Below are 22,830 nucleotides of genomic sequence, written 5' to 3' on the forward strand. Positions count from 1 at the left end.
ATTAAAATCTTTTTAACTAATCCCACCAATGCTTTTTTAAAACGTTCGTGCTACCTCTTTTGCTTTTTCAATTGTTGAAGTAACAATTTCTTCTTCTTTAGTTGGATCATAGTCAATACCTTCAACAAAAATCGTTGGTTCCACTTCAATTCCAACAAACTTCAGCGCACCTCTTACGTAAGAATCAGAATGTTCCATTCCAATTGCTTGTGAATAAAATCCTCCCATTCCATGAATATGGATTGCTTTTTTCCCTTTCATCAATCCTTCTGGACCTTCTGATGTATATTTAAACGTTTTTCCAGCACTCATGATTGTATCAAAATAGGCTTTTAATAAAGGTTGGATTCCTAAATTCCACATTGAAGACTGAATGATGTATTTATCTGCTTCCATAAATTGCTTTGTGAATGCATTCACTGCTTCTATTTTTTGAGCTTCAACATCTGTTAGCACTTCCCCACTTCTTAACTTCTTTTGTCCAGTTAAAAAATCAGCATCGATTAATGGCACATTTGCATAATAGACATCTACTTCTATTATTTCATCTGTTGGATTTACTTCCTTATATTCATTGATAAATGCTCTAGCAACTTGCGTACTTCTTGATTGTTCCTCACTTTGAGGTGTTCCTTTAACAAATAATACTTTTGACATGATCATTTCCCCTTTATGATTTTGATTTTGAATACTTATAAAAAGAATTCACACGCAATATTTTGGTATGACTCTAAATGATTCCTATAATTTCTGCTGAATCAACAACCTCATACAAAAAGCTCATTTAATGATTATAAACAATGGGCATTTTTCCGATTAATTGGTGTTGCCTAGCAGCGTCATACATGAGTTTAGCGACATTTTCCCTAGATACGGACATTTTGGCTGGCTGATCGCCGAATGAATAACCGTAAGATTGCCCGTTGTATTTGATATTAGGATTAATGATTCGAACGACTGTCCAATCCAGGTTCGATTGTTTAATCAGTTCTCCTATCTTCTTCATTTCGGCATAACCATTTGGCATGAGAAGTTTAGGCAATATTCTTGGCAATATCGTCGATAAGCTTTTCTTATCGTCTTCAGATTGCAAGGCTGGCGTCGCGAGTGTAATCAACCTTTTTTTGGTGAACTTCTTCATCGCTTTGACAATTCGGTTATGTCCGTCGGCGATCGGTGTACCTTTTTGTTTTCGAGACAAATCAATGCCGGGACCTAAGGTGCTTATCACGACATCAGCTTCTGAAACTGCCGTTTCAATAGCTGAAGTGTTCGTTAGTTCACCCGTTACAATGCGTAAATTCGAATGCTTTTGCTTGATTTTCTCAGGGTTTCTAACATATACCGTAACGAAATCTCCGTTTTCTAATGCAAACTGTGTTAAAAGTTGACCGATTGCACCAGTTGCCCCAAAAATAGTGATATTCATGGTCGTCTATCTCCTTTTGTTATTCAGAATGATCACAATGATTTCCTTGATCAAAAATCTTTCGTGATAACATGTGTTATTTAAGCAACGCGCGTTGTATAATTGATGATAAGATGAAAAAGAATAATAAACAATAACCAAAATAGCCAATATGTAGTTTACGCAACACTTCTATATGTATTGTCGTTTTTAGACAAGATGATGAACCCTAAAAGGAGAAGAAAAAATGATTATGCCAAAAAAAGATCCGAGAATCCTTCGTACAAGACAGTTGATTGTAGACTCTTTTCTTTCATTAGCTAGTGAAAAAGATTTCAACCATATAACGGTACGTGATATCACAGAAAAGGCTACTATTAACCGCGCTACATTTTATGCGCACTTTGACGATAAATTTGATTTGTTACATTCTACAATCACCAATACATTTACAGACAAATTGAAAAAAAGACTCAATGATCACGATGGATTCAATGAAAAAGTCATTGCAAATATTTTTCTAGCCATGTGTGATCACCATAAAGAGATAAGCGACCTATGTCCCAAAGGTTATCATTCTTTAGGAACTATTATCGAAAGTAAAATTAAAGAGGAGTTACAGAAACTAATAGCTGATCTTATGCTAAAAGGAACTAAAAACATCATCGAATTAGAGGATAAACAAATGGTAACAACCCTATCTACTATGCTAAGTTGGGGGATATACGGAGCTGCATACACATGGAATAAGGATGGAAGACTTATTTCATCAGAAGAGCTAGTGACTAAGACACTGCCTATCTTTAGAAATGTTATGAGTCAGTATTTTCTTTAATGAAATGATGTTAACAATCTGCTTGAGCCGGCAGTGCTATAACACAGAAATGGTATGGATTTAAATAGTGGGGTATTTGGAGGAGTGCAAGAGGTCAATTAGGCAGGCTCGATTTGTTGTTGCTTAAATGACTGGTGATAAAGAGTCTGCTGAAACGTGTAGCACTAAAGTTATAAAGCTTACTTTAAATAGTGGGATTCTTATACGACTATTGTTTATCAGATCATACAATGGATCTACATTTACCTTCTTGTACAAGTCAATCCTTTTGTTTGTCTAAATCTCACCTCTTTCAAATTTCAAAACTTCTACGACCTTCTCAATAAATTAAATCGGTCGTAGAAGATGGGCCTTATTTGTTGTACTGTAAATCAAATATTCTGGGATATTTCTTTTAAAAATTGCTTTCTCTTTTCATCTGTTGTTAAATTCACTCTAGAAAAATGAATCCATTTCGTGGATTCATTTTTCAATCCCAAATCAGCTAGCGTTCTGTTAATAAAAACGCTTTGAATAGCATTTCCAGCTTCAGATTCAATATAATCCTTATCTGTTGTAGATGTTGAGATCACGGTTGTTTTTTTTATATTTGTCAATAAACCTTTCAAAGTACCAGTGTTTTGATCTTCAATGAATGCGAAACCGCTTAACATCACTTTATCAATAAATCCTTTTAACATAGCAGGTAGATCCCACCACCAGACTGGGAATATAAATACCAATTCTGTTGACTGTTTTAATTTTTCTTGATAATCCTTCACTAATGGATAAGGCGTTTCTCCTTTATGAAAATGTTTTAATTCTTCAGCTGTAAAAACAGGATTAAATCCATCTTTATATAAATCGATTACTTGAAACGGTTCTCTCTTTGTTTCTAATTTTTCTGTTATGGAAGTCAAAATGGCATGATTATAGCTTCCATCCCAAGGATGTGCATAGACAATCGTTTTCATTATTCATTCACCCTTTTTCTGAGTTTTGCATCATTTTTTGATGTACATTCATTTTATTGTATGCTATAACATACTACAAGTACGGTAATCAAAGTGCGATACTAACCCAAAGGAGAGTATAAAATGAATGAGGAGTCCTTCCAGACGAAAGCTGAGCTAAAAGATACTGGTTTTGGGTATACTTTGTCATTAATTGGTGGGAAATATAAAATGCCAGTTCTGTATGCTTTATATTCAAACGATGGTCCTGTTCGCTATAATCAGCTGAAACGTAAGCTCGGAACGATTTCTTTTAAAACATTAACCAATACACTAAAAGAGCTTGAGGCGGATCACTTAATTCATCGTAAAGAATATCCCCAAGTGCCTCCAAAAGTAGAATATAGTTTATCTGAAAAGGGCTTATCACTGATGCCTGTATTAGATGAGATATGTTATTGGGGAGAGGAACAAATGAAAAATAATTAGGTAGAGTGGAAAGAAAGCTACTACGGTTTAAACACGCTTTCTAAAGTAGCTTTCTTCTCACCTTATATCAATCCGATTGGCTCATTTTGTTGATGCGCTAACTCCATTCCTTCTGCCAGATAGAGAGCGTTCTTCTTATCTATATCATCATCAGGCCAATTGTGAATCAGTTGACGTAATCTAACTGCAACGGTCTTACAAACATCTTTCTACCAGAGTCCTAAGGTTATTTTGATTTAATCCCTGCCCCACAAAGAGGTATGATAATGGTTTCTTCTGATTCCTTTTGATATTTCATGTAGCCAGCAAAATTGATGGCAGATGTCACTTCGACATAAAATCCTTTCTCACTCAGTTTAGAGCGTGCATGTATAATTTCTTCTTCTTCAATATCAATAAACGTACCATTCGTCTTGTATACAGCTTCTAAAATTTGTTTGGAGCGAGCCGGGGCAGCAATAGCGATCCCTTCTGCTAAGGTCCCTTTATTTGTGACAGGTGATGCTGATTCTTCTTCATTTTGATAGGCTTTCACAAGGGGTGCGCAGTTTTTCGCTTGTACAGCAACAATTTTCGGTATTTTATGAATGAGACCATTTTCGAATAACTCTCTAAAGCCATAATACGCACCGAGCAGCAGAGTGCCGTTTCCAACCGGAATGGTTAAAGCATCCGGTGCTCCTTTTAGTTGCTCATAGATTTCATAGGCGTATGTTTTTGTACCTTCGAAAAAATAAGGGTTATAGACATGGCTTGCATAAAAAACGTTTTCCTCGTCTACTGCCTTTTGGGCAGCAGCTGCAATGTCCTCTCGTGTACCATGAATTTCTTTAATCGTTGCTCCGTGGGCTTTTATTTGAGCGACTTTTTTAGGTGATGTTTGATCACTTAGATAGATGTCACAGGCAATACCACAACGCGCAGCATACGCAGCAATTGCCGTTCCTGCATTCCCGCTGCTATCAGCAATGACTTTTGTTACCCCTAATTCCTTAGCTTTTGTCATTAACACAGCTGCTCCACGGTCTTTAAATGATAGTGTCGGCATCATATAATCAACTTTTACATAAGTGTTTGGCTCATTAGAATCGAGAACGATTAAAGGAGATTGGCCCTCGCCCATTGTCACAGTTTCCCACGTCCTAGAACCTTTTGGAAATGGCATGGTTTCAACATAACGCCATAATGAATTTGGATAGTGCTCCCAAGCTGTGACGTCTATTTTCGGGGTATCTTTCACTAGATTTAATACTCCACCACAATCACATTTCCATAGAGTTGGTGTCATCTCATATTTTTCCCCGCAATGGTTACAACTTAATTGATTCATTCATCATCTACCCCTTTGGATATTTTTTTATACAAAATATAATTTTTTATATAGGGTGGTCAAAAAAATATTCTAAATATATGCAATGGCATCCATTTCAATTTTGAAACCAAAATGTAATTCATTCGTTGGTACAATCGTACGTGCTGGTTTATGTTCACCGAAAAATTCGGTATAAACCGCATCTACTTTGTCCCATAATTCAATATCTGAAATGTATAATGTCATGCGCAAAATCTTTTCTTTTTGACTTCCAGCAGCCTCTACAATCATCTCTACATTCTTAAGCGCTTGTAATGTCTCTTTTTCAATGGGGCCGAACTCTTTTTCTGTCGTTTCAGGATTGATGGCAAATTGTCCCGACACATAGACCGTGTTTTGATGAATGGTTGCGAATGCATAGTGTCCGTTTGATTTTAGATTTCCTACCTCGAGTATGCTTTCCATTTTGACACTCCTTACCTCGATTTATTTTTGATTTCATCCAAATAGCTATAGACGGTTACTTTGGAAATACCTAACATAGATGCGACCTTCTCAACAGATCCTTTCATTAAAAAAATGCCCTTTTCATCCATAAATTTGATTAGTTCAATTTTTTCATGACGTTTCATGACTGGGTGAACACTGTTTTGAATGATTTGTTGAATCAATTGATCTACTATTTCTTCCACATTTTCAAGATCATCATTTGATGTTGTTTCTTTCTCTTGAGCTTCCACCTGTGTAGTAAGAAAAGTATCCATAAATTGCTGCATTTGATTCAGTGCTTCAACATCAAAATTGATACAGAAAGCACCGATCACTTTTTGCTTTAAATCACGTATTAATGAAGTCGAAGAACGGATCGTACGCTTATCTTCTGTTACAAATGTATAACCAGCCAGATAATCTTCTTTAAAATCTTCTGATTGTAATACAGTCTTTACTAGATGATCAAATGATTGGCCGATTTCTCTTCCTGTCACATGGTTATTTACTGTAAACATGATAGATGCTTGAGGATTCGTTAAATCATGAATCACCACTTCACAATTTGGTCCAAACATTTTTGCAGTAGATTTTGCTAAAGGAATATAACTCTCTAATAACTTTTTAATATGTTCCATGCCTAAGCACCCCATTTTTTTATTCCACTAGATTATATAATTTTTTATATATAAAAACAATATATAGATTTATTTATATATTGTAATGCTCACAAGGTCACAAATATGAAAATCACCATATAAAAAAAGCAGCCATTGACTGCTTTTTGCTTATGCTCCTTTCTAATTGTCTTCCTGCTGGATTCCATACAAAATGACGTCAATTCCCCATCGGAACCGTTCCATTGATACGGTATCACCTGCAAACATTTCTTCTTTTACACGATGAATGAAAGGAAACTGTGTTTTGTCTGCTTGAAGAAATGCTTTTTTTGTGTCTGAAATCTGTGAAGAGCCTTGTTTCTTCCAAGAGACCTTTTCGTAAGCTACAGAAGATACGTATAACAGCAATAGGTCTACTCCCCATGCTGCAGATGTAGATTTGATCCCGCCTTCATGCAATGCAGCCAGAATACGTTCGGTCAACTCAAGAAAGTTCGTTCCTTGTGGAATGGTGGAAAGAGAAATTTCAGCGAGACCCGGTTTTTCGAATAGCAGTAGGAAATAAGTATGCAATATGTCGAATAACTGTTCTTTCCATGTGCCATCTTCTGAATCTGGATAAACCATTTGTCCGAGACCATAATCCAAAACGTAAGCACTGAGTTCTTGAACATTGTTCACGTAGACATACAAGGATGCAGGTCCCGTATCCAATGCTTTAGCCACCTTACGCATACTCATGCCCTCTATTCCTTGCTCCTTAAGAAGCTCATAGGCCGTTTTCACAATCAGCTCACGGCTTAAGGGTTCTTTAGCCGGCCGAGACCGGCGACTTATCATACGACGATTTGAATTGTTCATACTCTCTTTATAACATGTCAAAGTAAAATAGTAAATTGAGCATCAATCATCATCCTTTTGAAAAGAATTCATCATATCTGCAAGCTTGATCGCAGCGTCTTTTGAAAAACACAGTTTTAAACTATTCTCCGATTCATGCGCTTTTTCCGATGAATATTCATACATCATGTCTTCGTATTCTTCAATCGCCTTTTCAATATGATGAGGATGTCGGACAATAGCAAGTGCTAGCTCCCTTGCATCAAACATCGCCATGTTCACACCCTCGCCTGCGAATGGCGACATGACGTGAGCTGCATCACCGATAAGCGTTACTCCTTTATGACGATTCCATTTAAAACTGGTAGGAAGCGTATAGATCCGCCTTGGAATGATGGCATCTTCTGCATAACGAATATAGTTTTTCAGCTGATCATCCCAATCACTAAATAACGCTAATAATTGTTCTTTTGCTTCTTTCGCTTGATGAAACGGTATACCACAAGTCTCGATCCAATTGCGTTCTACCATGAAGCTTGCGTACACTTTGATTCGGCCATCTCCGTTTAACTGCCCAATCAGTCCTTTGTGGTCTGCCAAAGCAAACATCTTACCTCGTTTATTAAATTCAGCTAAATCAGGGTGGTTCTCCTCTACGCTTAAGACATTCAGTTCTAGCATCGTGAGCCCAGAGTATTCAATCTCAATATCTGTTAACAGAGGACGCACACGAGAAAAAGCACCATCAGCCCCAATCAAAAGGTCAACTGTTTCGACAACTCCGTTTTCAAAATGAAGCTCGGTCATACCACTTTCTAATGAAACGCATCTTTCTAGTTTATATCCATATTTGATGGTTTCAGCATCAATTTGTTCTAATAGTAGTTCACATAACACACCACGATCAATTTCCGGGCGAGTACCTTTTTGATCTGATTCCGTTTCTTCATCTAAATAAATTCTTCCTGATTTATCAAGTAATCGGAAATCTTCCCCTTCATAGCGAGCATTCCTTTGAAATTTCTCATAAACTCCTGCTTCTTTTAAGGCTTTTTGACCTGTTTCTTCGTGAATATCCAGTGAGCCCCCTCGTTCAAGGCTCTTGTCATGCATCTCCCGTTCATAGATGGTTGTTTGTATACCGTAATTTTGCAAAATTAAGGCAAGTGTTAGTCCCCCAGGTCCTCCTCCAATGATAGCGATTTGCTTTTGATTCTTAGATAATGACGTCATCTTCTGCATCTCCTCATCCCTTTATGGAAAGCGTTTTAAATTTCATTTCATTTATATTATAACGAACACCGTTCGTGAAGAACAGTGTTCGTTTAAAATTGTTTGTTGTACGATTGTGTTTTCATGAAAAGAAACCAATCGCCTACCATCATATGATACACTCCATTTAGGACGGTTAAAGGTTGTCGAATCATAACAATAATACTTGGATCAGTAGGTCTCCATTGTTCTCACTCTAAGTGTAAGAGGTGTTTCTATGAATAAATTATTGGCCATGTTGATATTAGGATTGAGCTTTAGTGGTGCTGCGCTCATTCTTTCAGTCCCTTTGTTATTCAAACCGAAACCAGAACAATTTGAGTTGGTGTTTGCTGCTGGATCGGCGGGCGCTTTCGCAGTATTCGCTGTCTCATGCCTAGTTCTTCGAAAACGATTCAATCGCTAAAAAACCTAAACAAATACCCATTGTTTATGACGGTGGATTTTGTTTAGGTTTTTGTGATTTACCTTAGTGTTCAGTCAAAGAATGTATACAAGCTGACCCCGATAGGGAATCTACTTATTCAAAACAAAAGAAACTGCTGAAACATATCACGATATGCACGCTAAACGAATCACTAGCTTTGGCATAATAGATATCAATGCGAAAATCTTTGATATGAATTCTGACATTCCTCATATCACAAAAGGTCCATTAAACGCATATCGTTTTGTGATATAATCTTGAGTCAAAGACAAGCGCTAAGAGAAAATGAACTGGCTGAATGGACATCATGATTGTGAAAAATTCTGAAGAAATGATAGGGTGACAGCGATGAGAAGACTTGAGTCTGGTATATCAGTAGACAACGAAACATTTTCTGATGTTGCCAGGTATGAAAACGAAACAATCAGCAGAACGACAATCATCAACTCAAATGTTCGTTCTCCTATTTTTTGGAGCTGTCACTTGGATCATCTTGTATTTGATACGATTGATCTGACGAATACGAGATTTTTTGCCGGTAGTACGATTGATCATTGTACTTTTAGTCGTTCAGACTTGAGCTCTGTGGGCATTGGCAAAAACGAAGCTGTCTTCACCAATTGCGAATTTTCTTCCTGCGATATGAGGGGAATGACATTGGAGAATGCTACGTTTATCGATTGTACTTTCTCTAATTGTAGATTCAATGACCGTGTTTTACAGGCAGCGAACATCGTCAATTGTACCTTTGCTGGTAAGCTAATAGATATAACGTTTGAGGGAAATGGCAAACAAAAGCTGATCGCCAATTTTGAAAACTGCACCCTTGATGGTGTTCGTTTTATAGGCTGTGACCTAGCGGCATGTATTCCGCCAGCATCCAAAAACCATTTATATGTTGAACATGTATCTGCACGTGTGAAAAAGGCCTTAGAGAAGATAGATGATGATCCTACTCTGTCTGACCATGATCGGAAAATAATAGTGCGGAGTCTGCGGAAGCTTGAACAAATGGAACAGTATATTTTTAACACGAAATATATGGAGAAGATACATGGGGCCTCTTTTGTTGAACGCTTTTTCAGTCATCTTGGATGTAGCAAGGATCACATGTAACGTTTGCTACATCCCTTTTCCTATTTTATCTTTATGTGGTGCATCAGCTTCGAGTATATTTGAGCGGAATGAGTTCTTCGATTTTCACCTTGACCAGCTCCCCATCCATATCAAGGATGACAAAACACGTTGGTCCAAAGTCTGAAATGAGCTCTCGGCAGATGCCGCAAGGGCTGACTACCCTAATTCTTCTATCTTCTTCATCTGAATAAGGGTGTCTCACTGCAACAATTGTATCAAAATCTTTGTATCCATTCGATAAAGCGCTGCCAATTGCAATGGCTTCTGCACAAACAGTTACCGGTCCGATATAGGCTTCTATATGGACAGCTGATATGATTTCTCCTGTTTTCATGCGGATCGCTGCCCCTACATGATGCTTGTCATCTTCATAAAGACTGATAATCTTCTTTTTTGCTTCGTCTATTAATTCGATATCTTCTTGTGATAGATCAAACGTTTTCATTGCGTTCCCCTTTCGCCTCACTGCTCGTATGTATTATACCAAACATGAGGTGATGAACTGAACTTCACTCTCCTTTACAAACCAGCCAAAAGACCGTTTAATCTGTAGTGCATTGCCATTTTGAATGTATTTCATATTCAATTGAAAAAGGCTGCTTTCAAATAAGCAGCCTTTTCCCCTATTTACATCAGAACATGTACCCTTTCTAGGTGTGAACTGAATCCCTAACGATTGATCACTTGAATGATTTTCTTCAGAGCATCTGCCGCTTCTGGAATTGGCATGACAACAAACACATGCAGCATTTCAGGATAAACAAAGGTTTTGATGTCCATTCCTTGTTCTGATAGTTTTTCATCGAGCTTTATGGCATCTGGATATAACATATCATGTGTTCCGATAAAATGAGTGATCTTCCCGAGCCCTTTAAAGTCACCGTAAATGGGACTAATCAATGGGTCTGTGAGACTTTGATCAGCTGCCCACATTTTTGTGATGACTTCCATTCCTTCATGACCTAGAATCGGATCCTTTTTTGCATATTCAAATATGAGAGGGTTGCTCATGCTCATATCCACACACGCAGATAGTAACACGATATCCTTCGGCTGCGGCAGATCCTCTTTCTTTAAAAGGTGCGCAAGACCAAGTGAGATGTTTCCTCCAGCTGAATCTCCCATGATCGTCAATTGATTGGCACTTCCGGCAGTTTTCAGAAGGTCTTTATATAGGTTAAGCATTTTCGGATACGTATCCTGGTTGCTATAATGAGGTACTTTTGGGTAAATAGGAGCGACTACTTTCGCACCTAGTGATTGCGCCATTTTATCCATAAACCACCAATGGACATTCAAAGGCTGATTTGTCCACGCGCCACCATGTAGATAGAGAATGACTTTTTGATTTTGTGATGCTTGTTCATTCAATGTGAAAACTTGCATGCCTTCGAATGTCTGCTCTTGTACCTCACTGATTAACTTCACATCATCCCCAATGGCATAAGGCTGCGTATTTTCAATTCCTTTTTGCTCAAGAAATTTTTTTGTCTGTTCGATACTAGAAAAACTCTCTTTATTACTTTGCGAAGCGAATAATGTTTCAAATTGAATACTTTCTTTAGAACGTTCACCATGATACATTTCTACACTCATTTTTTTCTCTCCTTCACTCAATAGGTTTATTGATCATCCTGCTTCGGAACACGAAATGATTCCAGGTAGACTTGTACTTTTTTTTCAGGGGTTTTTAATAAGTTAGATAAAAGGTCTTGAATGAGACGAAGGCTTTTAATTTTCTTTTCAATTTCTTCATGTTTAAGATGGACAATTTGTCTTAGGGTATCAAGGTCTATGTCTTGACTTAGCATGTCCATAATTTCAGCTATTTCCTTTAATGAATAACCGAGCGTTTTCGCATCTTTGATCAATTGAATTTTCACAACATAGTCGTCTGTATAGAATCTGTAACCGTTTGAACGTCGTCTTGGAGCAGGTAATATGTTGTGCTCTTCATAGTAACGAATTGCGGCAGGACTCACTCCTGTTTTTTTGGCAAGTTCTCCTCTAGTCATCAACTCCATCGTTACTCCTTTTTTATTATTTTGTTTTACTATATGTACATTATAAAGGTTGAACTACACTTCAAGGTCAAGGTGAAACATTTTTCGGCCAACTTTTGTTATCAAATAATTGTAGCGAAGAGGTCTCTAGCTTGAACATCCGGGTAGAACATCTTCAAATGGGTCGATTTTACTGATTGTAGATTCAGAGGGGGTGAAGTCAACTTTTTTTCTGGAAAAATAAATGGAAATATCGATCATCATTTTATGGTTTAACATATTTAAGGTTGCTGTAAGGTTCGGATTAAAACAAGTTAAGGTTGAGGTTGTACAATGGGTTTGTAAGGAATTGAGGGATGAGTCAAATGGTCCCCTCTTCTAAATCAATCATAGAGGTGAAAAGCTTTGAGAGAAAATAAAATTTTGTCTTCATTATGTTACTTCAGTATCTTTTTTGCACCGTTTCTATTTCCGATTATCGTTTATTTCTTAGGAAAAGACGAAGTGAAATACCATGCGAAAAAATCACTATGGACACATATTATTCCTTATTTGATTTTCGGTCTTGGTATTGCCGGTTCAGGTTTACTTGGCATGAACGATATCAGTCATGCTGGTCCGTTCTTAATTGCAACATATGCTGTGACATTCCTTGTGGCGATCTACTTCTTCATTTGGAACATTGTGAAAGGCATAAAAGTGTTTTCAGAATAAGAGTTAGAAAAAACGGTTCTGTGTTTGAGCAGAACCGTTTTTTTGTATGTCCGTTTAAGCGGGTAATTGGATATCAATCGTTGTTCCTTCTCCTATCATACTTTGTATTGTAATATCTCCCCCATGTTTTTGGATGATATCTTTTGCAATCGCCATTCCAAGGCCTGAGCCTGCATGTGTCCCTCCAGTATTCGTCCCTCTATAGTAGCGATCAAACACTTTTTCTAGCTCTGCCTCTTCAATTCCTTTGCCGTTGTCTTGAATGGTGATGTGGGTATGTTCTTTTTGTTCAAGCTGTACAATGATTTTCACATCAGCATCATTGTGAACAAGGGCATTTAAAATGAGATTGGTGACCGCTCTTCGTATGAGGATCGTATCAATATTCAGCATGAGCTTGTCTACATTCGTTTGTAGCTCAATGGTCTGATCTGCATATCTCGAATCGTTGAGGATATCAATTAACGTTTCACGCAGCAATGGCACAATGTTCACAAGCTCTTTATGCAACATCACGTCGTTATTTTTTAGCCTTGTTGTTAAATTTAGATCCTCCATCACATCTTTGATGTACAGTGATTTATTCTCTATGATGCTGGCATAATGTCTAATGTCTTGATTTGAAAGAGGATAATTTGGATCTTTCATGATTTCTGCATAGCCTTGAATAGAGGATAATGGTGTTTTAATATCATGAGAAATATGACTGATCCACTCTTCTCGCATTTGCTCTAATTTGTCTTTTTCTTTTTGGCTTGAAGCGAGCTGCTCTGATAAGTGATTGACATTATAGAACACATCTTTATATATCCCCTTAGTTGGCAGCTTCGTCGTATAATCTCCGTTTGCGAGCCTCTGGATGCCATAAATGGCACGGCCGAGCGGTTTGATGAGCTGCCGGCTGAATAAGTATCCAATGAATAAGGCAATGATGGCATCAATCGATAATAAAATCATCGTCCCGATATTGAATTGCGATATTAAGTCTTTCGTATCAAAAGAAAATAAATACTTTCCGATGGAAGGGTCCTTAAATCCGATGAAGTAGCTGTATTCCTTACCCTTTCCATTTTTCCCGCCAGCATAGATCGTCGACATCAACTGCTTATCTTTATATTTATGTAAGTTTACAATTTCTATAGGTGTGTATTTGCTCTTTAAGCCTTTAGGTGCTAGTGCATGATAGACGTCTTGTCCATTTTCGTCTAATATTTGAATCCACGCATTTTGTTGTTTTAAAGCTTGCTGTCCTTCTTTACTCACAGTGATATCTTGATCAGACAAGGTGATGTATTGTTCAAATGTTCTTGTGAAGGTTTCCGGCGTATTTTCTTCGTTTTGCTGACTGCTTGCTTGTAGTACAAGCCATATCATGAATCCAAATAAGTTAATAAAGACCGTGATAATGGTCACGATAATGACAGAGACCATGTATCTGCCTGTTAATCGCCATTTCATCTTTACGCATCCTTTACAACAAATTTATAGCCAAGCCCTTTGACCGTCACGAGAAATTCTGGTGTAGATGGGGAATTTTCTATTTTTTCCCGCAGTCTTCTTATATGAACCATTACCGTATTATCAGAACCGAAGAAATCCTCTCCCCAAACCGTTTGATAAAGCGTTTCTTTACTGATTACGCGATTCGGATGCTGTAAGAAATAAGTTATCAACATAAGTTCTTTCGGAGTGAGTTCAATTGCCGCTCCGTTTTTCGTTAGTTCGGCTTGCTGCTCGTTTAACTCAAATGGGCCTTTTTTGATCACGGGCTCCGCTTGAGAAGGCTGTAAGTAGGATGACCGTCTAAGCTGGGCTTTTACCCGGTAGGCGACTTCTTTTGGACTGAACGGTTTTGTAATGTAATCATCGCCTCCAATGGCAAGTCCTACAATTTTGTCTGATTCCTCTCCCTTTGCTGATAAAAAGATAATCGGAACATGCGAGACATCTCTGATTTGTTTGCAAATATCGTAGCCTTCACCGTCTGGCAGCATAATATCCAGTATGACGAGATCTGGTTGTTCTTGATGAAATTGCGTGAGCCCATCACGGGCAGTTGAAGCTGTTAACACCTGGTCAATGCCTTCTCTTGTTAATACGGTATGGATTAATTCTAAAATTTCTTTTTCGTCATCTATAATCAATACTTTGCTTTGAACCTTTGGCATGATGATCACTCTCCTGAAGTCGTTGTTATTATTATACCCAAAGTGTTGACGTCGTGAAAAATCAACTTTCTATTTACACAGAAAAAAGCCAATTTTCTTTTTTAATGAGAAAATTGGCTTTTCGTGTTTCTCTAGCGTTTGACCACAAATGTTGTCACACTTTGAGCAGGGAGATGAGCCCAAAATTGATTTCCTGATATGTTTAAGTCAGTTCCAGGCTGAAGGTTGCTGCTGCCGCTCGTCACCCATCTAGACGCCTGAGAAACAGAGCCATTTTGCACGACAAAGTGTTGATTGACCCCTGCATTGTTTTTATTAATCGCCACAATGACGACCTGATTGTTTCCTTTATAGGCTGAGACGAAAACATTCGGTTCAGGGCTTTTCGTTGCATCAATTCTGACGTACCCTGGACGCACAAACTTGGAGAAATGCGCCATGTTGTATCCACGTTTGCTAATCAGTCCATCTTCTTTCATAGGACCGTATGATCTCCGGATGTACCACCACACATACGCCTGAAAGTCCCCTTCCACCATTGAATGGTGAATATGCTCTGATACCCCTAATGCCTCAGGCCAGCGGTCCGCTGAATTGTTATCACTATTCGGATAGTAGACCTCTGTCATCCATAGCTCTTTCCCTGCCCCTTTTTGTTTGAAAAGAGGGTACGGAAGCTGGCTAATTTGGGTTCCGTATAGATGAGCGCCGAGAATGTCCATATTCCTAAGCGCCTGCGGATCGTTTAAGATAGGATCTGAGATATTCTTAAGGTATTGAAAGGATTCTGGTGCAATCACACGTGCATTAATGGAGCCGGCATTTTCTCTCATGAATCGCAGGATTTCCTGAGGTGTCCACCATGTCCATTCGTGTGCATAATCGGGCTCGTTTTGAACAGAAATCGCATAAAGATTGACTCCGTTGTTTTTCATGTAAGTGACAAAATCATTCAGATGCTGAGCATATGCTGCGTATTGATTGTATTTAAGCCGCTTGGCAGGTGATCCATTCCGGTTGAATGTTTCAACCATACTGCTTGGAGGATTCCAAGGGGAAGCAATGACTAGAGCACCATGCTCGATCGCTCGTTTGGCCGTCGCGACTTCTCTGCTCCAATTGTTTCTGTTTTCGTCTACATAAATTCTAAGAATGGAAAACCCTAACTGATTTTGTCCATTGCCAAAGGCGGTTTCCCTTTGTGGTGCTGTCAAATCACCAATCCAAGCTGGATGGTTCATTCCGCCAAAACCACGAATCACTTGTCTTTCTGCGTTGAGGTTAATGTTTGCGTCAGCTGCTGATACTTCAGCTACTCCGGGCCCTATGAACATGACAGATAGCATGGTGAAACACACCAATAAAGCAAGCATTGGTTTTTTTACACATGACATCAAATTTCCCACTCCTCTATCAAACATTTAAGCACCTTTATTCGCTACCTTTGAGTAAACTGCCAAGAATCAAATTGGAATAGATTTCCTCCGCCTGTTCCGGTAAAGACAAAAAATACGTTGTGCACTCCGGATGCGCCGTTAATCGATGTTTCTATTTCCCGCCAGTTGTGTGTTCCACCGGTGGAAGGGACATTCAGTGTACCGACCAGTCTGCCGTTCGCGCTGCCAAGGCGTACTTCTATTTTCCCGCCTACTGTCGATGCGACATTGGCTTTAAATGTTCTAGCGCCATTTGAACCAAAGTCTACATTCCCTAAAGCGACCCAATCGCCATTTTGAATATTGGTGACATGCTGGTTATTCACTGGTCCCCCTGGTGCTGACGAGGCTTCTGTCAAAATGCGTCCATTCCAAGCGAATGTTTCAGCTTCAACACGTTGATATGGATTCAGATTAGATAGCTGTTTCACTCCTTCATAATTGGCTGCTACTTCTCGAAGGGAGCCATCTGCATTATGCACAAGCTTGTTAATATGTGGAGAGCGATAGCCTTTGCCGCTTCCGTATAATGCAGAGCTAACGGTTTGCGTATGATACACCACATACCACTCATTTTTAAAATTGAATACCGCATGATGGTTGTTACCGCCGCCACCAAAAAAAGCACCCGGATTTTTCAGAAAGTGTCCTTTATACGTGAAGGGTCCCATCGGACTTGAGCTCGTCATATAGCCGATTTCACCAGGTGGTTTATCAGCAGGATGTGAGCCGCCAAAATTGATGCAATAGGAATAGTAATAGGTTCCGTTATACTTATGCATCCCTGAGTCTTCAAACATAAAAGGAGCATCAATGGTGGATGCGCTACTGGCCACACTTGTCATATCAGCACCTAGCTTCAAGACTCTTGCTGTTTTAGGATTTGCCCATTGTCCCTGCGTTGGATTGGAACCGCCTGGAACGCCTCCGCCGGCATATAGATAACCAGTACCGTCATCATCTACAAATACGGCCGGATCAAAAAGCCATACAACTCCGGACATGCCAGGTGTACTTGGCGTAACGAGCGCTTTTCCAATTGGATCAGTCCATGGACCAATCGGGCTGTCTGCTGTAAGGACTCCAATCCCTCCGCCGCTGTTAGCGAAATAAAGGAAAAATTTATCCTTTCCGTTGATCTTCTTTACTGCCGCTGATGGGGCCCATGATGCGCCTGCCCATTTGGCAATGCCTCTGCCGCCGTTTGCCCCATTTGCCCCCGCAACTGGAATCGCTCCGTGATCGGTCCAGTTGACCATATCCGCCGAAGAGATGACGAATACTCTATTCAGATTTGCAAATGAATTGTCCTTAATCGTTCCGTTGCTTTGATATTCATAGTCATCACTCGACATATAAAGGTATACTCTTCCGTTATAGGTAAGCGCAAACGGGTCTGCTCCTAAGTGATGATCAATGAGCGGGTTTGCATTTCCTACTTGCTTGGCAATAGGAGTGCTTGCCGCATTCGCTTCATATACCGGCAAACAACTCAGTACCAAAGTGAAGATCAATAAACAAATGCTGCACTTCATCCTCGTCCTCATCGTGTCATTTCCTCCTGTTTTCATCTTCCTGATATTGGGGTTTAGGCCCAATTTCAAATTATGTTGATGTTTCGTGATGAAGAATGAATACAAAGAATGATTTCTCCCTGTGAATCCTTGTAAAGAGTGCGATGAAAACCCTTACTTTTTAACTAGAAGACAACAAAAAAATGCAGTCTCCATTTTGGAGCTGCATTCTTCCTCAATGTTCAATAAATGTAGGCTACATATACCGAGCGGTCACCATTTTCTTTCTCGTGTAAAACTCTACTCCGTCTGTTCCATTGGCGTGCAAGTCTCCGTAGAAGGAATCTTTCCAGCCGGAAAATGGGAAGAAAGCCATTGGAGCAGGAACACCAATGTTAATGCCTAACATGCCGGCTTCGATGTTTTCACGAAATTCTCTTATGCTTGAAGCGCTGTCTGTGTATAGGCAGGCACCGTTTGCGAATTTTGATTGATTGGACAGGTCGATTGCTTCTGCGAGTGATGAGACACGGACAATGGATAAGACTGGGGCAAAAATCTCGTCCTGCCAGATTTTCATGTGATTTGTGACATGATCAAAGATCGTTGGTCCGACAAAATACCCTTCTCCATTTGTTTCGTTATCTTGTCTGCCATCACGAATCAGGCTTGCGCCTTCTTCAATTCCTGATTGGATATATTGAAGAGTTCGTTCTTTATGCTCTTTCCGAATGACTGGTCCGAGAAAGACATCTTCATTTATTCCGTTTCCGATGACAAGCTGGTTGGATTCATCGACCAATTGTTGAATCAAGTCGTCCGCCACGTCTTCTTCCACTGCGACAACGGCTGCTGCCATGCAGCGTTCACCTGCTGATCCAAAAGCAGCGCCAATGATTTGTTTTGTGGCTGATTCTAAATCAGCATCTTTCAAGACGATGGAGTGATTTTTTGCACCGGCAAGTGCTTGTACACGTTTACCATGTGATGTCCCTTTTTTATAGACGTATTCTGCGACTGGCTGAGAGCCGACAAACGAAATGGCTTTTACCTTTTCATGTTCAAGCAGACCGTTTACTACATCGTGAGCGCCATTGACAATGTTGAGCACACCTTTTGGAAGTCCCGCTTCTTCAAATAGTTCTGCTAACCGTGCAGCAAGGATTGGCGTCCGTTCTGAAGGCTTTAAAACAAATGTATTTCCGCAAGCGATGGCAAGCGGGAACATCCAGCATGGGACCATCATCGGAAAGTTAAACGGGGTAATGCCGCCGATGACGCCAATTGGGTAGCGGTACATGCCAGACTCTAGACCAGTCGCAATATCAGGCAGTTGTTTCCCCATCATTAAGGTTGGTGCACCAGCGGCAAATTCCACACATTCAATTCCTCGCTGCACCTCTCCTTTTGCTTCTGTTACACTTTTTCCGTTTTCCAGCGTGACGAGTTCAGCCAACTCATCCCATTTCTCAACGAGTAACTGTTGGTATTTAAATAAAATACGTGCCCGCCGGGGAACAGCTGTTTTAGACCAAGTGGTGAACGCTTCTTGTGCTGCTTGGACTGCATGTTCTACATCCGTTTTTGTTGAAAGCGGTACTTCTGCGATGACTTCGCCAGTAGCTGGATTATAAACAGCTTCCGTTTGATTCGTTTCGGCGTCCACCCATTGTCCGCCAATATAATTTTTCAACGTTTGTACATCTGTTTTGGTCATGTTCCCTCTCTCCTCTTTGTTTGGATTGTGATGCAATCGTGTATTGATTTATCGTCATTGTCTCATCTAAGGGGCCTTCATCTGTATACACTCTTTGTCAAATGAAACCACAGTTTTGCTTTACGTTCTGATAAAACATGTGAAGTCTATACCTTCTAGCCGAAGATCTGTCCCCCTTTTAGCTCGTTTTGTCTGTATGTCATGTGGCATGATCATGTTAACTAATTGATGATGTATTTTTGGTTAACTGTTGGTTAACTTTAGAAAAATCATAATATTAAAAACGCTTTCAGTCAATGAGCAGTTTGTTGATTTAAAAAAACCTGATGCCAGGTGCATCAGGCTAAGACTGTTTATGTTAGTTATTTAGAAGAAATTGCGTATTGACTCGGCTCTGTATAAGCCGGGAGCATCTCCCCGTGTGCTTCAATTAATTCATTACATAGTTTAATGGTGTCATCAATTGATAATTCAGCACTTGTATGCGGGTCTAATAATGCCGCTTGGTAAATGTGTTCTTTTTTGCCGCTGATTGCAGCTTCAATCGTCATGAGCTGTGAGCTGATATTGGTTCGGTTGAGTCCAGCCAATTGTTCAGGTATCTCTCCAATATAACATGGCATGATACCGCTCCGGTCTGCAACACACGGCACTTCGACACAGGCTTTTTCAGGAAGGTTGTGAATGAGTCCTCCTGTGTTCAGTACATTTCCACCAAATTTAAAGGGAACGTTCGTTTCAATCGCTTCAATGATACGTGAACCATATTCTTTAGAGCGCGTATGCGTGATTTGTGTGTTTCCCACAAGGTCATGTTTCATCGTATTCCAATTGTTGATTTGTTCCTCGCAGCGTCTTGGATATTCATCGAGCGGAATGTTAAACTGTCCAATCAGTTCTGGATAACGAGATTTGATAAAATACGGATGATATTCTGCATTGTGCTCTGAGGATTCGGTGACATAGTAGCCGAATTTATCCATTAGTTCAAAACGAACCATATCTGGATGCCGTGTTTTTTGTTTTTCTTTTGCTCTTGCTTTGATTTCTGGATACAAGTCTTGACCGTCCCGTTTCACTTCTAATAACCATGCCATGTGATTAATGCCGGCAATTTTTTCTTCAATGCCTTCATGGTCCATTTCAAGTGATTGAAATAAATCTTTCGTACACACCTGTACGCTATGGCAAAGACCAACCGTTTGAACCCGAGTATAACGCAGCATAGCGCCAGTCAATGTGGCCATTGGATTCGTGTAATTTAATAATAAGGCGTGTGGACATACTTCTTCCATATCCTTTGCGAAGTCCAGCATCACGGGAATGGTTCGAAGTGAGCGGAAAATACCGCCGATGCCAACCGTATCCGCAATCGTTTGTCTTAATCCATATTTTTTTGGAATCTCAAAATCAATGACAGTGCTTGGCTGATAGCCTCCTACCTGGATGGCATTGATGACATATTTCGCATTCTTTAAGGCTTCTTTCCGGTTGTGATACGACTGAATGGTCACATGTGCACCGTAGTTCTCTTTTAAGTGACGTAGCATCGTTTCTGATTCTTTCAGCCGGTTATGGTCGATATCATATAACGCAAATTCAAAGCCGGCAAGTGCGGGAACGAACAGACAATCTCCTAATATATTTTTAGCAAAAACGGTACTTCCTGCACCGATAAATGTAATTTTAGACATAGACGACACTCCTTTTTACATCAAGGTTGGATTACCCTTTAACAGAGCCTTGAGACAGCCCTGCGATAAAGTATTTTTGCAACAGTAAAAACATCGTGACCATTGGCAGCATCGCAATAAGAGCAGCGGCGCCAACGAGCTGGAGCTGGTGTTGATTTTGACCAAAGAAATTGGATAAGGCGACTGTCAGTGTATGCATCTCTTTATCTTGCAAGAAGAAGATGGCAAATTGATAGTCGTTCCAAATATACACACAGGCAATGATTAAAACAGAAGCGGTAATCGGCTTCAGCAGCGGAAAAACGACGGTGAAAAAGACTCTGAGTGTTCCCGCGCCATCAATACGAGCGGCTTCTTCAAGCTCCTTTGGAATCGTCGACCGGATAAAACCGGCATATAGAAAAATCGTCAGTGGCAAAAAAGCAGCAACATTGTTTAAAATAGCGATTTGATAAGTATTCATCATGCCAATTTGTACAACCATTTTGTATAAAGGGACAAGGGCTGTGAGCGGCGGTATGACCATAATGGCAATGAATAAGAGATACACCGCTTGATTCAGCTTTGTTCCTCTTCTTGCGAGCGGATAGGCGGCAAGTGATCCAAAGATGATGAGTAGGACAGCCGAGCTGAACGTAATGATCACTGTATTCAAAAAGGACTGGCCAAGCTGAGCATCTGTCCATGCCATGCGAAAGTTTTCAAAATGAAGCGTTGATGGGAACAACCATTTTGAGCTAAAATCTCCTATCCCCTTTAGAGAGGTCGTGACTAAAATATAAAATGGAATCAGGTGAAGCAATGTAATCAAAAGGGCGAGTAAGGAGTACCATCTTTTCTTTCGTTTATAGGCGTTATCCATCACACCTCGGTCTCCTTTCGTTTGAAATAAATGAGCGCTGCGACACTAACGACAAGGATGATAACAGCCATGAAAACACCTTGCGTCGCTGCATAGCCTGCATCCTGCCGTTTGAAATACAAATCGTACATAAAAGTCGACATCGATTGCGAGGAATCTCCGGGTCCTCCGCCAGTGAGCGCGACAATGACATCAAACAATTTAAGTCCACCGATCACATTGAGCACAACATTGATGGTGATAGATGGCATTAAAAGCGGTAATGTGATGCGCCAAAATTGCTGAAGACCTGAAGCTCCGTCGAGTTGTGCTGCTTCATAATAATCTTTAGGAATGCTTTGGAGTCCTGCTAAATAAATGATCATGGCAATCCCGACGAATTGATACGTATTCACAAACACAATGATCCAAGTGTTTAGCTGCGGATTACCAAGTGCATTCATTGGATCAAATCCAAAAAAGGTAACAACGTCGTTTAAAGCACCACCTTGGTACGCAAAGACAAAATACCAAATATAGCCCATAGCAATCGGGCTGATCATGACGGGTAAATAGATCACCGTTCTTGTGATGGCTCTCATTTTTAAACTTTGATTTAATAAGAGTGCATATCCAAGTCCAATCATATTTTGTAAGATGGTGCTCCCGATGCCGTAAAGAAGGGTATTTTTCACAACAAGCCATGTAGTTGGATCTTGCAGTAGCCGTTTGTATTGATCAAGTCCGATCCACTTATACTGTTGTGAGAAACCGTTCCAATTTGTAAAAGAGAGCTGAATCCCGTTAAAAAAGGGATAAATGATAAAGGCACTGACAACGAGAACAGCAGGCAGATACATCCACCAAAGTGAAGAATTTTGGCTATTTTTCATCTTCTGTTTTGGAAAAGAGGTAAATGTCGCCGCCTGTTTTTCTTTTGTGATGTCACTCATTGGCTTCACTCCTGTTTCAGCATGAGCCT

General features: G+C 39.8%; 25 protein-coding genes. 6 read left to right on the forward strand and 19 right to left on the reverse strand.

Annotation, left to right across the window (positions count from 1 at the left end; translation table 11 throughout):
• Positions 1 to 36 precede the first annotated feature (36 nt).
• Together M2353_RS09205 and M2353_RS09210 are read right to left on the reverse strand one after the other, a co-directional pair.
• Positions 37 to 657: an FMN-dependent NADH-azoreductase gene (locus tag M2353_RS09205; RefSeq protein WP_058337567.1), complete on the reverse strand. Its 621-nt coding sequence runs from the start codon at positions 655 to 657 to the stop codon at positions 37 to 39.
• Positions 658 to 784: 127 nt separating this feature from the next.
• Positions 785 to 1,429 (reverse strand): NAD(P)-dependent oxidoreductase, encoded by a 645-nt coding sequence (locus M2353_RS09210; RefSeq protein ID WP_039167765.1) that lies wholly within the window; start codon positions 1,427 to 1,429, stop codon positions 785 to 787.
• Positions 1,430 to 1,655: 226 nt separating this feature from the next.
• Here M2353_RS09210 and M2353_RS09215 point away from each other — a divergent pair, with 226 nt between their 5' ends.
• The gene (locus M2353_RS09215; protein ID WP_284725299.1) at positions 1,656 to 2,243 is read left to right on the forward strand and encodes a TetR/AcrR family transcriptional regulator; all 588 of its coding nucleotides are present in this window, start codon (positions 1,656 to 1,658) and stop codon (positions 2,241 to 2,243) included.
• Between the two features lie 371 nt (positions 2,244 to 2,614).
• On the opposite strand, the gene M2353_RS09220 is transcribed toward M2353_RS09215, so the two are convergent.
• Positions 2,615 to 3,196, reverse strand: a complete 582-nt coding sequence (locus tag M2353_RS09220) for an NAD(P)H-dependent oxidoreductase (protein WP_284725300.1) — start codon at positions 3,194 to 3,196, stop codon at positions 2,615 to 2,617.
• 123 nt (positions 3,197 to 3,319) lie between these two features.
• Here M2353_RS09220 and M2353_RS09225 point away from each other — a divergent pair, with 123 nt between their 5' ends.
• Positions 3,320 to 3,664: a winged helix-turn-helix transcriptional regulator gene (locus M2353_RS09225; protein WP_017359567.1), complete on the forward strand. Its 345-nt coding sequence runs from the start codon at positions 3,320 to 3,322 to the stop codon at positions 3,662 to 3,664.
• 226 nt (positions 3,665 to 3,890) lie between these two features.
• Here M2353_RS09225 and M2353_RS09230 read toward each other — a convergent pair whose 3' ends face one another.
• The 5 genes from M2353_RS09230 to M2353_RS09250 form a co-directional block, all read right to left on the reverse strand.
• Positions 3,891 to 4,994, reverse strand: a complete 1,104-nt coding sequence (locus M2353_RS09230; protein WP_284725301.1) for a threonine synthase — start codon at positions 4,992 to 4,994, stop codon at positions 3,891 to 3,893.
• Between the two features lie 72 nt (positions 4,995 to 5,066).
• A complete protein-coding gene (locus tag M2353_RS09235) occupies positions 5,067 to 5,441 on the reverse strand; it encodes a RidA family protein (RefSeq protein WP_017367342.1) in 375 nt (124 codons plus the stop codon).
• 11 nt (positions 5,442 to 5,452) lie between these two features.
• The gene (locus M2353_RS09240; protein WP_284725302.1) at positions 5,453 to 6,103 is read right to left on the reverse strand and encodes a helix-turn-helix transcriptional regulator; all 651 of its coding nucleotides are present in this window, start codon (positions 6,101 to 6,103) and stop codon (positions 5,453 to 5,455) included.
• 162 nt (positions 6,104 to 6,265) lie between these two features.
• Positions 6,266 to 6,925, reverse strand: a complete 660-nt coding sequence (locus M2353_RS09245; RefSeq protein WP_284725997.1) for a TetR/AcrR family transcriptional regulator — start codon at positions 6,923 to 6,925, stop codon at positions 6,266 to 6,268.
• A 63-nt stretch (positions 6,926 to 6,988) separates the two neighbouring features.
• Positions 6,989 to 8,158, reverse strand: coding sequence for an FAD-dependent oxidoreductase (locus M2353_RS09250; RefSeq protein WP_284725303.1), 1,170 nt, complete (start codon positions 8,156 to 8,158; stop codon positions 6,989 to 6,991).
• A gap of 256 nt (positions 8,159 to 8,414) precedes the next feature.
• On the opposite strand from M2353_RS09250, the gene M2353_RS09255 reads away from it, so the two are divergent.
• From M2353_RS09255 to M2353_RS09265, 3 genes are all read left to right on the forward strand, one after another.
• A complete protein-coding gene (locus M2353_RS09255; protein ID WP_024719068.1) occupies positions 8,415 to 8,603 on the forward strand; it encodes a hypothetical protein in 189 nt (62 codons plus the stop codon).
• A 108-nt stretch (positions 8,604 to 8,711) separates the two neighbouring features.
• Positions 8,712 to 8,879 (forward strand): YdhR family protein, encoded by a 168-nt coding sequence (locus M2353_RS09260; protein ID WP_125701701.1) that lies wholly within the window; start codon positions 8,712 to 8,714, stop codon positions 8,877 to 8,879.
• Positions 8,880 to 8,972: 93 nt separating this feature from the next.
• Positions 8,973 to 9,740 (forward strand): pentapeptide repeat-containing protein, encoded by a 768-nt coding sequence (locus M2353_RS09265; RefSeq protein WP_284725304.1) that lies wholly within the window; start codon positions 8,973 to 8,975, stop codon positions 9,738 to 9,740.
• Between the two features lie 43 nt (positions 9,741 to 9,783).
• On the opposite strand, the gene M2353_RS09270 is transcribed toward M2353_RS09265, so the two are convergent.
• The 3 genes from M2353_RS09270 to M2353_RS09280 form a co-directional block, all read right to left on the reverse strand.
• Positions 9,784 to 10,206 (reverse strand): cytidine deaminase, encoded by a 423-nt coding sequence (locus M2353_RS09270; protein WP_284725305.1) that lies wholly within the window; start codon positions 10,204 to 10,206, stop codon positions 9,784 to 9,786.
• Positions 10,207 to 10,430: 224 nt separating this feature from the next.
• Positions 10,431 to 11,357, reverse strand: coding sequence for an alpha/beta hydrolase fold domain-containing protein (locus tag M2353_RS09275; RefSeq protein ID WP_178896721.1), 927 nt, complete (start codon positions 11,355 to 11,357; stop codon positions 10,431 to 10,433).
• 26 nt (positions 11,358 to 11,383) lie between these two features.
• Positions 11,384 to 11,785 carry a MerR family transcriptional regulator gene (locus M2353_RS09280; RefSeq protein ID WP_017367349.1) on the reverse strand — a complete coding sequence of 134 codons (402 nt, stop codon included), beginning with the start codon at positions 11,783 to 11,785 and terminating at the stop codon, positions 11,384 to 11,386.
• Between the two features lie 384 nt (positions 11,786 to 12,169).
• On the opposite strand from M2353_RS09280, the gene M2353_RS09285 reads away from it, so the two are divergent.
• Positions 12,170 to 12,478, forward strand: a complete 309-nt coding sequence (locus M2353_RS09285) for a magnetosome magnetite crystal formation protein family (RefSeq protein ID WP_007499277.1) — start codon at positions 12,170 to 12,172, stop codon at positions 12,476 to 12,478.
• Positions 12,479 to 12,532: 54 nt separating this feature from the next.
• Here M2353_RS09285 and M2353_RS09290 read toward each other — a convergent pair whose 3' ends face one another.
• From M2353_RS09290 to M2353_RS09325, 8 genes are all read right to left on the reverse strand, one after another.
• On the reverse strand, positions 12,533 to 13,936 hold the full coding sequence (locus M2353_RS09290; protein WP_284725306.1) for a sensor histidine kinase: 1,404 nt from the start codon (positions 13,934 to 13,936) through the stop codon (positions 12,533 to 12,535).
• Between the two features lie 2 nt (positions 13,937 to 13,938).
• Positions 13,939 to 14,646 carry a response regulator transcription factor gene (locus tag M2353_RS09295; protein ID WP_284725307.1) on the reverse strand — a complete coding sequence of 236 codons (708 nt, stop codon included), beginning with the start codon at positions 14,644 to 14,646 and terminating at the stop codon, positions 13,939 to 13,941.
• A 131-nt stretch (positions 14,647 to 14,777) separates the two neighbouring features.
• Complete coding sequence (xynC, locus tag M2353_RS09300; protein WP_425332871.1) at positions 14,778 to 16,040, reverse strand: glucuronoarabinoxylan endo-1,4-beta-xylanase XynC; 1,263 nt, start codon at positions 16,038 to 16,040, stop codon at positions 14,778 to 14,780.
• A 44-nt stretch (positions 16,041 to 16,084) separates the two neighbouring features.
• Positions 16,085 to 17,629 carry a glycoside hydrolase family 43 protein gene (locus M2353_RS09305; RefSeq protein ID WP_284725309.1) on the reverse strand — a complete coding sequence of 515 codons (1,545 nt, stop codon included), beginning with the start codon at positions 17,627 to 17,629 and terminating at the stop codon, positions 16,085 to 16,087.
• A gap of 223 nt (positions 17,630 to 17,852) precedes the next feature.
• Positions 17,853 to 19,313 (reverse strand): CoA-acylating methylmalonate-semialdehyde dehydrogenase, encoded by a 1,461-nt coding sequence (locus M2353_RS09310; RefSeq protein WP_284725310.1) that lies wholly within the window; start codon positions 19,311 to 19,313, stop codon positions 17,853 to 17,855.
• 362 nt (positions 19,314 to 19,675) lie between these two features.
• Positions 19,676 to 21,007, reverse strand: coding sequence for an alpha-glucosidase/alpha-galactosidase (gene melA / locus M2353_RS09315; RefSeq protein ID WP_007499268.1), 1,332 nt, complete (start codon positions 21,005 to 21,007; stop codon positions 19,676 to 19,678).
• 31 nt (positions 21,008 to 21,038) lie between these two features.
• Complete coding sequence (locus tag M2353_RS09320; protein ID WP_073414107.1) at positions 21,039 to 21,869, reverse strand: carbohydrate ABC transporter permease; 831 nt, start codon at positions 21,867 to 21,869, stop codon at positions 21,039 to 21,041.
• Positions 21,869 to 22,801, reverse strand: coding sequence for a carbohydrate ABC transporter permease (locus M2353_RS09325; RefSeq protein WP_284725311.1), 933 nt, complete (start codon positions 22,799 to 22,801; stop codon positions 21,869 to 21,871). The genes M2353_RS09320 and M2353_RS09325 overlap by 1 nt, the downstream gene beginning before the upstream one ends.
• Between the last annotated feature and the right edge of the window lie 29 nt (positions 22,802 to 22,830).

This window comes from Bacillus aerius (genome assembly GCF_029894105.1).
GTDB classification, from domain to species: Bacteria; Bacillota; Bacilli; order Bacillales; family Bacillaceae; genus Bacillus; species Bacillus altitudinis.